Here is a 13,436-nt window from a genome sequence, read left to right as displayed (position 1 = left end):
AGGTGTCCCATGTGATGTGATATGCTGAAGAGGCTGGTACGCACCTAAACAGCTGCTAACATGACCATTATGAATGGAGTGTTGTTCAGATGAAAATGTACCAATCCGTTGACTATATCCAGCAGGCTGAGAAAATCGCGCTTTACAAGCTTCATCAACAGGCAAATGAGCCGGAGCATACGCATAATTTCATCGAGCTGGTTTATATCTGTCAGGGAGCCGGTTACCATCAAGTGAATGGCAAGTCATTTGCCGTGCAGCGCGGGGATTTTTTGTTCATGAATGTTGGGGATCGGCATGCGTTTGAAATTCAAAAGAACATGCAGTATATGAACATTTTGCTGGATCCTGAGTTTCTAAGCAATCGATTGCAGGCTACCGAAAGCGCTTCCGATTTTCTTCCGCTCAAGTTGTTTCAGGAGTTCAAGTCTTCACTTGCGAATCCTTCGCCTCACGTCACGTTCAGAGGGAAAAACATGATTGAGGTCGAGCAGCTGCTCGAAACGATGTATGCGGAATATTGCGGCAAAAAGAGCGGTTATTTAGCTATGCTTCACGGCTATGCGACACTGTTATTAACGCGTATGCTCAGATCGATGCAAGAAAATCTACATAACTCCGAATTGCGCACGGCTTATCACATGCTTCCTCAGCTGCTGTCCTATATCGAGGAGCATTATGCGGGGCATATTACGCTGAATGATTTGGCGCGCGAGAGCTTTTATTCCCCCTATTATTTGAGCAAAATGTTCAAAGATTGCCTGGGGTTCACCTTCACGGAATACGTTCACGATGTCAGGCTGCGCGAAGCGAAGCGAATGCTGCTGGAAACGAAGGATTCTGTCGAATCCATCGGACGAAGCGTCGGTTATGAGGATAAAACGCAGTTTTTCCGTCTGTTTAAGCAGACCATAGGGATGACGCCTCAGCAGCTTAGGAAACAGATGTGAAAGTATGCTTGAAGAGCGGCTTTGAGGGATAAGTGTGCAAAAGCATTTACAAGCAATTAGATTTGTAAACGCTTAATATGGATGGTAGGCCTGCTCCGCTTTTGGGGGCGGGCTTTTTGTGTTTGGGGTTAGAGGCTAAGCACGCAGGTACGAGCACCCCGGCGAGAGTTAGCGCGTTTAAAACGTTAGAAGCTGTGCAGCCTCATTGGACGAAATCCAATGAAAACCCCTTTAGCGCCTCTAAATTGCTCATTACATTGGACCAAATCCAATAGAACCGCAATATCCAGCGCTATAGCTGCACGATTATCCAATGTCATTGGATTTCATCCAATAGAATTGGCAATCGAGCCGGCAAATCATTAGGTTCATTGGATTTCATCCAACGAACCAACGAACCCGTTCAAAAGCTCCGTTGGCATCGCGCACTGTCCATGCATTCGGCCACAGGCTTGAACCTCGTAGCTTCACGGCCAGCCTGTCGTCAAATCCCAAGTCCTGTTGTGACTTTGTGGGACTTTCTTTGCGTTTGCCTGACTGAACCTTTGAGTCCAGCATGTGTGTCTCAGGCCGGCTTCTTGATGAGGCCCCATTATTTCATTTTCATAGCCGTAAATGATGTCGAGAAGGTGTTGGTAGCGGTTACATTTTATGCATAAAGAGCCGAATCGGTCTAATCTTGTCGAATCTTAACGATGAGTAGTGTGTTTAGTGAAGATAGTGAATTTTCAGAAAATAAGGTTGATTATTAGGGGCAATCTCCATAACAATGAGGATGAGTCCACAAACTCAAAAACATTTTAGGAAATCGGAGGGTTGCAAATGAAGTCAAGGAGGAAGTCGATTATTTTACTCCTGGTTTCAGCACTCATGTTGACGCTTGTACTTGGGGGGTGTCAAGACAGTCCAGCTTCGACGACTCCAGCGCCAACGACAGCTGCTGTACAAGCAACAAAAGCGCCGGATCCAACAAAAGCACCTGACGGTGGAGGCGCACAACCTGCGCAATTGACAACGTTCAAGGATTCGCCGGTTTTGGCGTCAAAAGGACTGCCACCCGTGAAAGATCGCTTGCCGAGCGATTATAAATTCACGAATGAATTACCGGAGAGCCAAATGAAATACGAAATCGGTACGTATGGCGGTGTTTTGAGAACGGTTACATCCGCTCCGGACTGGGATGCTGACGTTTTCGTTATGAACAACGAACCGCTGCTGAACACGCCGGGTATTCTCGGTGATCAAATCACTGGTAACGTGCTCAAAGATTACAAAGTCAGCGATGATCAAAAAACATTCACATTCTCCATGCGCAAAGGGCTGAAATGGTCTGACGGTCAGCCGGTTACAACGGAAGACGTCAGATTTACGGTTGAGGATATTTTGAACAATACGGAGCTGACGCCAATCTTCCCTGTATGGCTGCGTGGCGGCGGTGAAGCCGATGCCGCTCCGATGAAGCTGGAAGTGATCGACGATTTGAACTTCAAGCTGACGTTCGACCGTCCGTACGGCGGTATCTTGATCCGCTTCGCTATTCAGGGCTGGCGCGGATATACAGAGCTCATCCGTCCTGCGCACTATCTCAAACAGTTCCACAAAAAATACACGCCACTGGATAAACTGGAACCGCTGATTAAACAAGCAGGCTTCCAACCTGGCGAATGGTTCAATCTTTTTAACGATAAAGATATTACGAACTGGGAACTTGCGAATAAGAAAGCTGTTGGTTTCCCCGTGCTTTACCCATGGATGATGACCAAATCGACGGAATCTGTAACGACGTATGAGCGCAACCCGTACTATTTCAAAGTTGATACTGCAGGCAATCAATTGCCTTATATCGACAGCATTCAGAGTACGCTCGTACAGGACATTGAGATGGTTGGTTTGAAAACGATTGCTGGTGAAGTTGACTTCTCCAGGGAATCAGCAGCTCTGATCAAAATGCCGCTTTATCGTGAAAATGAGAAAAACGGCTACAAAGCATTGCTGGCCAACATGCACGTGACGCCAACGGATATTTTCTTGAACGAAACGTTCAACGACCCGAACTGGCAAAAAGTTGTTCAGGATGTGCGCTTCCGCAAGGCGCTCAGCTTGGCACTGAACCGCAAAGAGATCATTGACACGATCTACTATGGCTTTGCGAAGCCGGGCAGCATTGAAGATCCGACGTTTGATCTGGCTGCTGCGAACAAATTGCTGGATGAAATGGGCCTCACCAAAGGGGCTGACGGCAAACGTCTTGGACCGGATGGTAAGGTGTTCACGATTCCGTTCGAAGTCGGAGCACAAGCGCCGGATATCGTACCACTAACCCAATTAATCGTGGAGATGTGGAAGCAGCTTGGTCTGAACGTCACCATGAAAACAATCGACCAAACGCTTTGGACGACGCGGAATACGAACAATGAGCTGCAAGCGACCATGATCTGGACGCATACACCGCTCTGGTACATGGGTGATTGGGGCACGCAGCTTTGGGGAGCGCAATGGGATCTCTGGCGTACTTCAGGCGGTAAGAACGGTCAAGAACCTCCTGCAGACATCAAGAATCTATACAAAATGATTAATGACGCTGCAGCTGCGAACCCAGAGGATGCGAAGAAAAAAGTAGCTGAAATTAAACAAGTCATGAAAGACAAGGTCTACTATTTCATTCCGATTTCGGAAGTGAAGCAGCCTCTAATCGTCAATGCGAAGCTGCACAACATTCCGAATGACACCAGCTTTGCGATTGGCGCGAACTTCAGCGGCGAGCAGTTCTTTTATAGCAAATAATTGAACAGGAACCAGTTGGAGCCCGGACGGCGGCAGGTCGTTTGATCCGGGCTCCACGGTTCGTTCAGAGACAGGGTACATTTTTGGAAGGAGGAATTACATGCTGAATTATATCTCCTATCGGCTTTTACAGCTAATCCCGCTGTTGATTGCCATCAGTATTATTGTTTTTGTGATCATTCAGCTTCCACCTGGGGATTTCCTAACACAATATATTGCCACATTAAAGCAATCCGGATCTGCGGTTTCAGAAAGTACGGTCATAAATCTTCAACAGCTTTACGGGTTGGATAAATCATTAATCGTTCAATACATCATTTGGATCAAAAATATTATTCTTCACGGTGACCTAGGTCGTTCCTTTCAATGGAATCAACCTGTGACAGAAGTTATTGGTCCAAGACTGGCGTTGACAGTTATCATATCGCTCATTTGCTTAGTTTTTGTGTGGCTGATCGCGATTCCAATCGGCATTTATTCAGCGACTCATCAATATTCGGCACTTGACTATGTGTTTACGTTTATAGGCTTTATTGGTCTGGCCATGCCCGGATTTCTCATTGCTTTGATTATCGTGTATGTCATTTTCGCGCAAACAGGCGTTTCGATCACAGGCTTGTTTTCAGCACAATATGTAGATGCACCTTGGACGATGGACAAAATCTTGAATATGCTGCCAAGGCTCATTATTCCTGTTGTGGTTATCGGTATGTCGGGGACTGCATCGCTGATTCGGATTACACGTGGGATGCTGCTGGATGAGTTGTCGAAGCAGTACGTCATTACCGCTAGAGCCAAAGGCGTTCCTGAGGGTAAGCTGCTGTTCAAATATCCGGTTCGATTAGCCATTAATCCGCTGATTTCGACCATCGGTTGGACACTTCCGGCGCTTATTTCAGGGGAAGCTATCGTTTCGATTGTGCTCAATTTGCAGACAACGGGGCCGATGCTGCTCAAAGCTTTGATGTTCCAGGACGTGTACTTAACGGGAAGCTTCCTGTTGATTCTAAGCGTGATGACGGTTATCGGGACGCTGTTATCCGATATTTTGCTAGCGTTCGTTGACCCGAGAATACGCTTCGGGGGTGTTGCGGAATGAGTGCGATAACGACGATTGCGAATCGATTTCGGAGGACCAAGGTGAATAGCCGAAACCGAGTCGGTGCCGATAATCAATACGAAGTCGCTTCCCAGTGGCAGCTGATGTGGTGGAAATTCATCAAGCATAAAATGGCTGTATTTTCTGCGGTTGTATTGATTTTATTTTATCTGGTGGCGGTTTTCTGTGAATTTCTGGCGCCCACGCTGCAGGATGCGAGGTACTCCGATTATAAGAACGCAGCACCGCAAAAAATTCATTTTGTCGATCCGAATAACGGATTTCAGCTTCGACCTTTTGTTTACGGGATGAGCGAGAAAGTCGATCCACAAACGTTTAAACGCACGTTCTCTGAAGATCCGGCGAAGAAGTATGAGATTTATTTTTTCACTAAAGGCGAGCCGTATAAGCTGTGGGGGCTCATTCCCATGGAACGCCACTTGTTTGGTTTGAAAAATCCAAAGGATGCGCTCATTTTGATGGGGACGGATAAGCTGGGGCATGACCTGTTGTCCAGAATCATTTACGGAGCCAGAATTTCGCTCTCCTTCGGACTGCTGGGCATCGTTGTAACCCTTATTTTAGGATTAGTACTAGGCGGAATATCAGGTTATCTGGGCGGTGTTTCGGACACCATTATTCAACGAACCATTGATTTGCTCATCTGTATTCCAACGATTCCGCTTTGGATGGCGCTTACAGCTGCGTTGCCCAGAGATTGGACGGCGCTGCAAACGTACTTCGGGCTGATTCTCATCTTCTCCATCATTGGCTGGACGGGGCTTGCTCGCGTTGTGCGGGGGAAAATATTGTCTCTTCGTGAAGAGGATTTCACGATGGCAGCAAGACTTGCGGGGGCAAGTGATTTCCGTATCATTCGCAAGCATTTGCTGCCATCTTTCGCAAGCTACATCATCGTAAACGTGACGCTTTCGATTCCCGGCACGATTCTGGGAGAGACGGCATTAAGCTTCCTTGGGATCGGGCTTCAGGCGCCGGTTGTCAGCTGGGGAGTGCTGCTGCAGGATGCGCAAAATCTGGAAACACTGGCCCATCACCCTTGGCTGCTGTGGCCGGCGGCATTCATTATCTTGACGGTCTTAATGTTTAATTTCCTTGGGGACGGATTGCGCGATGCGGCAGATCCATACAAATAGGAGGTGAAGTGAATGTCAAATAGGGATAACGTCATATTGGAAATGAAGGACGTGAAAGTTCACTTCCATCTGGATGAAGGCGTATTGAAAGCGGTGGACGGCGTTGATCTGCAAATCAAACGGGGCATGACGCTGGGCATCGTCGGCGAAAGCGGCTGCGGCAAAAGCGTCACCTCGCAAGCACTCTTGCGCATTGTGCCCAAGCCGGGCCAAGTGGAAGGCGAGATTAAGCTGCAGCGAAACGGTGCCGGTAGCAAGGAATCGGTGGATCTGGTGAAGCTGGATCCGAGAGGGAAGGAAATTCGGGATATCCGGGGCGATGAAATCGCGATGATTTTCCAGGAGCCCATGAAGGCATTTTCTCCGATTCATACCGTAGGCAATCAAATTATGGAAGCAATCTTATTGCATGTGACACAGGATAAAAAAGAAGCTTACCGCTTGGCGGTGGACATCCTGCGCAAGGTCGGCATGTCCAATCCCGAGCAGCGGCTTGCCGAATACCCGCATCAGCTGTCGGGCGGGATGAGGCAACGGGCCATGATTGCCATGGCACTGTCCTGCAACCCCTCGATTCTCATCGCAGATGAGCCGACCACGGCCTTGGATGTTACGGTCCAAGCGCAAGTGCTGCAGCTGATTAATGAACTGAAAGCGAATCATGATACTTCCGTCATTTTCATCACGCATGACCTTGGCGTTATTGCCGAAATGTCGGACGAAGTAGCGGTCATGTATCTGGGCAAAGTCGTCGAATACACTGATGTTGATTCCTTATTTCATAATCCGAAACATCCGTATACGAAGGCGCTGTTGAATTCAATACCTGCGATCGGCAGGGAGAACAAGAGGCTGGAATCCATTGAGGGGACCGTGCCGTTCCCGATGAATTTGCCGAAGGGCTGCGGCTTTTATACGCGCTGCAAAATGGCCATTGACGGCGTGTGCAACGTAGCGGACGTGCCGCTTGTCGAGGTGAAAAAAGATCATAAAGTTCGCTGCTTATTGGTTGAAACGGAGCTTAAAGAAGCCGAGGTGGTCTCATGACGGTACAAACGGACGAACTCATTCTTGATGTGAGCTATATGCGGAAATATTTCCCGATTAAAAAGGGATTCTTGCAAAAAAATGTCGGGTATGTCAAGGCGGTCGACGATGTCCAGTTTCATATCCGTCCCGGAGAAACGTTCGGTCTTGTCGGCGAATCCGGCTGCGGCAAAACAACACTTGGACGTTGTATTCTGCGCGCTATCGAACCGACCTCGGGCTCAGTGCGCTTTCGCGACCGCCAAGGCCAGATGCAGGAAGTGCTGCAGCTCGACGCCAAGGAACTGCGATCGATTCGGCGTGACATGCAGCTCATCTTCCAAGACCCGTACTCCTCGCTCAATCCTCGGATGACGGTGCTCAATATTATTGCCGAGCCGCTTGTCTGCAACGGCATGGCGCACGGCGCCGAGCTCAAAGAGCGCGTAGCTGAGCTCATGGAGATGGTAGGCCTGAACAGCCGCCATCTGGAGCGGTATCCGCATGCATTCAGCGGGGGGCAACGCCAACGGATTGGTATTGCGCGAGCTTTGGCGACGAATCCCAAGTTCATCGTTTGCGATGAAGCCGTGTCGGCTCTAGACGTGTCCGTACAGGCGCAAATTATTAACCTGCTGCAGGATTTGCAGGAAAAACTGAACTTGTCCTATCTGTTTATCTCTCATGATCTCGGGGTTATCCAGCATATATCTAACCGAGTCGGCGTTATGTATGTTGGCAAAATGGTAGAGACAGCGGCAACGAAGGATTTGTTTGCAGCACCCAAACACCCTTACACCGAAGCGCTGCTCTCTGCGAAGCCGGTTCCTGACCCTCGGAAGAAGTCGAACCGCATTATTTTGCAAGGGGAAGTCGCCAACCCGGCGAATCCGCCTTCCGGCTGCTATTTCCATCCGAGATGTGCCTACGCCCAAGACATTTGCAAAAAGCAGGCTCCAGAAATGAAGCAGGTTGGCGATGGGCATTACGCAGCCTGTCATTTTGCCGGAGAGCTTGACCTTAGGGGGGCCACGTCGATATGACGTATATTCTGCTTACGCTGCTTGTTTTCTTCGTCTGCCTCAGTCTCATTATGGTGGGCTCGTTATGGTATATGAGGGTGCTATTGGAGAAAATGGTCGGAGGCAAGCTGCGCGACTTGGAGACGTTGACAGCGACGGGCACAATCCCAGAAGCATGGTCGGTCAAGTTTAACGAGCGCATGATTCAACATCAAAAGCAGGGCAATACCAAACAAGTGGACCGTATTGAACGATTGGCACGGAAGTCCTATTTAAATAAAATCGGTAAACTGATTGCCTTTGTAAAAAAATCGACATTGGTAGAAAGTGAAGAAGCGCGAAAAGCTACGCTGCGTATCCTGCAAAGAGTGGAGCGGGAATGGAGGGACGCTAACTCCTATGGATCCTTTTCTTGAATTAAAACAGCGTGACCCGTCGGCGGGGTATAAATCGGTGGGGATTACCGTCATTACTGCGGCGCTAGGCATTATAAATTGGTTCGAATTAAGGAGCTTACTGCTGGTTTTGCTGACCTTTTTTGGCGTTAAACGTTCCTCGTGGCAGGGCATTGATAATCTCTCATTTCTGTTCATGGGTGTCGTTTGGCTCGCTTATGTATTCTACTGCCAATATTATTTGAAAAAGAAGGCGGAAGCCAAGCAGGTGCTGCAAGCTTCAGCGATGCTGCTGGCCATACAGCTGGGGATTTTATTTGTATGTAATTTCCTGTCGCATGTCTTGCTGAGTGTACCGTTTGAAACGTACATGTTGCTTTTTTTAATTATTGAAGGCGTTTTGACTGTCATACTGGGCTGGTTTGCCAGACGTGCGGCTCGCAAGAGAGTCTTACAATAATTTGTAGATAAAGGTGGGTAATCTCTTATGGATGTAGGTGTGGTTTCGCGCAGTTTTCCGCAATTATCAAATGAAGAAGTGGCGGCGCTGCTGGCTGAGCGCGGGTTCAGATGGACAGAGCTTTGCTTCTCCCAAACGGATTCTAACTATTGGCGTTACAACGGGCGAAGTGATCTTAGTGATCTAACGGATAAAAGAAGTCAAGAAATCGTAGAGACCTATCGCAAACATGGCATTGAAGTTGCCTCGATTGGCGTATTTACGAATTTGTTGGAAACCGATGAGCAGGAAATGGAAGCGAATTTGCAATATTTTGAACGGCATATGCAAATTGCTGCCGGAACCGGCGTGCCGATTGTTGCAACGGAGTGCGGGTTCATTCCGGGAAAACGAGGCATTCAAGCGGATTCGTACGAGAAGGACTTTGAACGTCTCAAACAACAAATAAGCTGGCTTGGCGAACGTGCAGGACACTACGGCATTAAGCTTGCCCTTGAACCCTGCGTCTTGGATGTTGTACCCAGCGCTAAACGCACAGCGGATTTCCTGGCGCAGGTCGGATCGCCGCACATTCAAGTGCTCCTGGATCCGGCGAATTTAATCGCGAACAGCTCAGAAGAGGAAATGTTCCAGTATTTAGCGCCGCATCTGGCTTACTTTCACGGGAAAGACCGCAAAGTCAATGATACCTACGGGCGCTGTGTTGGAGACGGGGATATTGACTGGAGAAAGCTGCTCAATTTGTATCATGAGCAAGCGGAAGGTGTTCCTTTTATTTTGGAATATGTCAATATCCATAATTTCTGTGAAATTCGTGATCGGGTGATCGCGTTTGACCAAGCCCGCTAATAGTCCTCTACAACGAATCGGAAATCTGAAGCTCAGGGAGGTGTTTGATGATGCTAGTCGCGGAGAGGGTTCAGCACATTCTACGGCTGGTTAACGAGCGGGGAAGCATGCGCGTCACTGAACTTAGCCAGATATGCCGGGTTACGGAAGAAACGATCCGCCGGGACTTGGACCGTTTGGAGAACGAAGGCCGGCTGCTGCGTAGCTACGGCGGGGCGATTCGTCTGCAGCCGCAAACGTCCGAAACGTCGTATGAGCTGCGGGAAACGGTGCATGTGACGGAAAAGCAGCGTATTTCGGCTCAAGCTGCCAAATTTGTGGAACCGCATGATCGCATTGTCCTCGATGCGAGCTCCACGACATGGCATTTGGCAGAGCTGCTGCCCGACATTCCACTCACCGTCATCACCAACTCCTTGAAGGTGGCTCTGGTTCTAAGCGAGAAAAAGAATATCAGCGTCATCAGCACAGGAGGCATCCTTGTGCCAAATTCACTTTCTTTCGTTGGACCGCTGACGGAGCAGGCCTTGGAAGAGTATCATGTAAATAAAGCGTTCGTTTCTTGCAAAGGCGTACATATGGAGCGGGGCATCAGCGAGTCGAATGAAATGCAAGCCAGGGTGAAACGGAAAATGATCGGCATGGCCGAACAAGTGTTTGTCCTTGCGGATTATAGCAAATTTGATATGCAGGCTTTTACGATGATCGGGGTCTGGAACCAGATTCATCATCTCATTACGGATGAACAAACGCCTCTTGATCACGTTCAGCTGCTCCAGCGGAAGTTTATTAATGTCATTCAAGTCTAAGACAAATCGAAATGGCGCAATCCCCTTGTAAGATGGCTGAAACCGCAATGAAAGCGTGAGTTGGATGCCTTATGATGAAGACAGAAGCAAAGAAAGGAATTGTACATATGGTTAATCTCCTGCGACAAAGTCAATTCATGAAAGACAAGCAAATTCCGTTCTACATTAACCGCTGCTTCCATCATCAAGATAATACGCCGTTGGTTCATTCACATGATTTTATTGAACTTGTTTATGTGGTTAGCGGTCAAGCGGATCATGTATTTGAAGGAGAGTCTTACCAGATCCAAACGGGCGATGTTTTTATTATTAACCCGGGGGAAGTTCATACATATCGTACGAAGCCGGGAGAAAGCATCGAGATCATTAATTGTCTCTTCACGCCAGAATTAATTCATGAGTCTCTGCTGAAGGAATTGGGCGTGTCACAGTCCATGGATTACTATTATGTGCATCCTTTCTTAAATCCAAGAGAACGCTTTCATCATAGGTTGAATTTGATGGGGCAAGCATCAAACCATGTTCTTATATTGCTTGAAACGATGATTTCAGAATGGGAGCATCACCGGCCGGGCTATCTAACGCTCATTAAACTGCAAATGCTCCAGCTGCTCATCCTGTTATCTCGCTGCTATGCGGATTCCGCAAGCAAGGAGAAAAAGAGCTCAAGATCCGCGAATCATACGATACTTGTGCGCCGGATCACCGGGTTCCTGGAGCGTCATTTTGATAAAAAAATGACCATCCCCGATTTGTGCGAGTTGTTTAATGTGAGCAGCAGGCAGCTAAACAGGGTGTTTAAGCAGGAAACGAATCAAACCGTAACGGAGCGTATTCATGACATTCGAATTGAACGGGCGAAGCAGTATTTAATAGAAGGCGATGACAAAGTGATTCATGTCGCCCAGCGTGTTGGCTATGAAGACCCGGCCTTTTTCACACAATTGTTTAGACGGAGGGTCGGATGCTCGCCAGGGCAGTATCGTGATTTGCATGGGGAAGTGTTGGAGAACGCGCAGGAAATTCAGTAGAAGAAACGGGAGGAATAGGCGATGACGTTAAAGGTTGCGGTTGTAGGAGTTGGCAATATCGGCTCAATCCATGCGGGTGTGTACCATGAACATGCGAAAACAGAGCTTGTTGCTGTATGTGACATCAATAAAGAGAAAGCAGATGCGGCTGCGGCCAAATTCGGTTGCAGAGCTTTCTATAGCGTGCAGGAAATGCTGGCTAGCGGCATTCATTTGGATGCTTGCTCGATGGCGACCAAAGGGGAAGAAAATGGCGGCGAGCATTATCAGCCTACGATGGAGCTGCTCGAGGCGGGTATTCCTGTTCTCGGGGAAAAGCCGATTTCCAATCGGATTGACGAAGGGGAGCGGATGGTGGCGCTTGCCAAAGAGAAGCAGATTCCTTATGCCGTCAACTTGAATCATCGTTTTACACCTGCAGCGCTTCGTGCCAAAGAATGGGTAGAGGAAGGCCGTCTTGGCCAATTACATATGATTAATATGAAAATGTGGATCAACAACCCGGTCGAAACTTCGCCTTGGTTCCATTTGCGCGCGCTTCATCCGCACTCCTTCGATGTGATTCGTTACTTCTGCGGGGATGTGAAACGGGTAGCGGCCTTCATGATGAAAGGCGAAAACAGGAAAATTTGGTCCAATACGCAGGTGATGCTTGAGTTTGAAAATGGCGCTATCGGCAACCTCGTTGGCAGCTATGATGCTGGAGCCAGCTACGGTTTGGAGCGCTGTGAGGTTGTCGGCTCCAAAGGCCGATTCGTGCTGGACGACGCTTGTGAGCACTTAACCTTCTATCCCCGTCATAGCATTGCAACGGAAAGCTACAGCTATTTGGGCGGCATGCGCCATTTCAACGAAACGTTTAAAAGCCGCATCAGCGACTGGATTGAGCAGCTGGATGCGAAAGTGCCTTACGATCAAATCAATGGCTCGGGCCAAGAGGCGCTGAAGGCGCAGACGATTATTGAAGCTGCTATTCGTTCATTTGAAACATCAAGCATTGTTGAACTTTAACTTGGGGAGGCAGTAAACCATGATGCAATTAGGGATAAATTCAGTGTTGTTCAAAGATTTCGATTTCGCTACGGCGGCGCAGCATATTAAGCTTTGCGGCTATGACGGTGTGGAGCTCTCGGCAATCAAAGGCATGTGCGAGCACCTCGAGCTTGACAACTGGCGGGAGCAGGCGCCGGAGATTCGTAGAATCGCTGAGGAGGTTGGGCTGAAGCTTCTGTCGATGGAAGTGGCTGAGCTGAATGAGACGAGGCTTCCGCTTGCTTTTGAAGCGGCGGCAGAACTTGGGATCCCGGTTGTCAATGTGGGACCAGGGGGGAAATCGGACGTTGAAGAGGATTTGCAATTCACGATTGAAAAGCTGACCAGAATGTCAAAGCTCGCTAGTGAATACGGGGTTACGCTTTGTGTGAAAGCGCATGTCGGCGGTTCGATTTATAATACGCCTACTTCATTAAGAGCGATCGAGGCTATTGAGAATCCATCTTTTGGTATCGATATGGATCCTAGTCATATTTATCGGGCTGGCGAGAATCCGGAAGCGGCTTTGCCAGCTGTGATTTCGCGCGTGAAGCATATTCATATTCGCGACTGCAGCGGCAGACAAGCGGGGCCAGGCACGATCGACAAGCAGGCATGCGGGCGTGGAGATATTGATTTGATCGGCTACTGCAAAGTACTTGCGGATAATGGTTATGAAGGTCCTGTGTGTCTAGAAGTTATTGGCGCCAATGGGCATTCCCTCGCACAGGTTTCTATTGTAGCGGCTGAAAGCTATGGCTATTTGAATGCGGTACTGCGCTCTTTTGGAGCCAGATAACTCGATTATAAACGGAGAAGGAG

15 protein-coding genes are annotated in these 13,436 nt (G+C 48.5%); 13 read left to right on the top strand and 2 right to left on the bottom strand.

The genetic code is table 11. The annotated features are described in order from the left end of the window. The first annotated feature begins 89 nt into the window (after positions 1 to 89). Positions 90 to 950, top strand: coding sequence for an AraC family transcriptional regulator (locus tag GON05_RS22720; protein WP_157322011.1), 861 nt, complete (start codon positions 90 to 92; stop codon positions 948 to 950). Positions 951 to 1,135: 185 nt separating this feature from the next. Here GON05_RS22720 and GON05_RS39780 read toward each other — a convergent pair whose 3' ends face one another. After that, positions 1,136 to 1,270 (bottom strand): hypothetical protein, encoded by a 135-nt coding sequence (locus GON05_RS39780; RefSeq protein ID WP_258567529.1) that lies wholly within the window; start codon positions 1,268 to 1,270, stop codon positions 1,136 to 1,138. Positions 1,271 to 1,328: 58 nt separating this feature from the next. Further along, complete coding sequence (locus tag GON05_RS22715; protein WP_157322010.1) at positions 1,329 to 1,508, bottom strand: hypothetical protein; 180 nt, start codon at positions 1,506 to 1,508, stop codon at positions 1,329 to 1,331. A 264-nt stretch (positions 1,509 to 1,772) separates the two neighbouring features. Between GON05_RS22715 and GON05_RS22710 the strand changes: the two genes are divergently transcribed. The 12 genes from GON05_RS22710 to GON05_RS22655 all read left to right on the top strand — a co-directional run bounded on the left by GON05_RS22710 (position 1,773) and on the right by GON05_RS22655 (position 13,413). Next, the gene (locus GON05_RS22710) at positions 1,773 to 3,734 is read left to right on the top strand and encodes an ABC transporter substrate-binding protein (protein ID WP_157322007.1); all 1,962 of its coding nucleotides are present in this window, start codon (positions 1,773 to 1,775) and stop codon (positions 3,732 to 3,734) included. A gap of 100 nt (positions 3,735 to 3,834) precedes the next feature. Next, positions 3,835 to 4,833, top strand: coding sequence for an ABC transporter permease (locus GON05_RS22705; RefSeq protein WP_127450180.1), 999 nt, complete (start codon positions 3,835 to 3,837; stop codon positions 4,831 to 4,833). After that, the gene (locus GON05_RS22700; RefSeq protein WP_157322005.1) at positions 4,830 to 5,990 is read left to right on the top strand and encodes an ABC transporter permease; all 1,161 of its coding nucleotides are present in this window, start codon (positions 4,830 to 4,832) and stop codon (positions 5,988 to 5,990) included. Before GON05_RS22705 ends, GON05_RS22700 begins: the two co-directional genes overlap by 4 nt. A gap of 12 nt (positions 5,991 to 6,002) precedes the next feature. Next, entirely contained in the window at positions 6,003 to 7,037 is a 1,035-nt protein-coding gene (locus tag GON05_RS22695) for an ABC transporter ATP-binding protein (protein ID WP_127450177.1), read from the top strand. Then, positions 7,034 to 8,059: an ABC transporter ATP-binding protein gene (locus tag GON05_RS22690; protein WP_157322004.1), complete on the top strand. Its 1,026-nt coding sequence runs from the start codon at positions 7,034 to 7,036 to the stop codon at positions 8,057 to 8,059. The genes GON05_RS22695 and GON05_RS22690 overlap by 4 nt, the downstream gene beginning before the upstream one ends. Further along, on the top strand, positions 8,056 to 8,454 hold the full coding sequence (locus tag GON05_RS22685) for a hypothetical protein (protein ID WP_127450172.1): 399 nt from the start codon (positions 8,056 to 8,058) through the stop codon (positions 8,452 to 8,454). The genes GON05_RS22690 and GON05_RS22685 overlap by 4 nt, the downstream gene beginning before the upstream one ends. After that, complete coding sequence (locus GON05_RS22680; RefSeq protein ID WP_157322002.1) at positions 8,438 to 8,893, top strand: hypothetical protein; 456 nt, start codon at positions 8,438 to 8,440, stop codon at positions 8,891 to 8,893. The genes GON05_RS22685 and GON05_RS22680 overlap by 17 nt, the downstream gene beginning before the upstream one ends. Positions 8,894 to 8,920: 27 nt before the next feature. After that, positions 8,921 to 9,742, top strand: coding sequence for a sugar phosphate isomerase/epimerase family protein (locus GON05_RS22675; RefSeq protein ID WP_157322000.1), 822 nt, complete (start codon positions 8,921 to 8,923; stop codon positions 9,740 to 9,742). Positions 9,743 to 9,792: 50 nt separating this feature from the next. Next, positions 9,793 to 10,551 carry a DeoR/GlpR family DNA-binding transcription regulator gene (locus GON05_RS22670; RefSeq protein ID WP_157322331.1) on the top strand — a complete coding sequence of 253 codons (759 nt, stop codon included), beginning with the start codon at positions 9,793 to 9,795 and terminating at the stop codon, positions 10,549 to 10,551. 71 nt (positions 10,552 to 10,622) lie between these two features. Beyond that, the gene (locus GON05_RS22665) at positions 10,623 to 11,582 is read left to right on the top strand and encodes an AraC family transcriptional regulator (protein ID WP_157321998.1); all 960 of its coding nucleotides are present in this window, start codon (positions 10,623 to 10,625) and stop codon (positions 11,580 to 11,582) included. Between the two features lie 21 nt (positions 11,583 to 11,603). After that, positions 11,604 to 12,593 carry a Gfo/Idh/MocA family protein gene (locus GON05_RS22660; protein WP_127450165.1) on the top strand — a complete coding sequence of 330 codons (990 nt, stop codon included), beginning with the start codon at positions 11,604 to 11,606 and terminating at the stop codon, positions 12,591 to 12,593. A 19-nt stretch (positions 12,594 to 12,612) separates the two neighbouring features. Then, positions 12,613 to 13,413, top strand: a complete 801-nt coding sequence (locus GON05_RS22655) for a sugar phosphate isomerase/epimerase family protein (protein ID WP_127450163.1) — start codon at positions 12,613 to 12,615, stop codon at positions 13,411 to 13,413. Positions 13,414 to 13,436 lie beyond the last annotated feature (23 nt).

The sequence above is a fragment of the Paenibacillus anseongensis genome, from assembly GCF_009757995.1.
Classification (GTDB): domain Bacteria; phylum Bacillota; class Bacilli; order Paenibacillales; family NBRC-103111; genus Paenibacillus_E; species Paenibacillus_E chondroitinus.
Note: the sequence above shows the minus strand (reverse complement) of the source record. Positions and strands in the feature narration are given on the sequence as shown.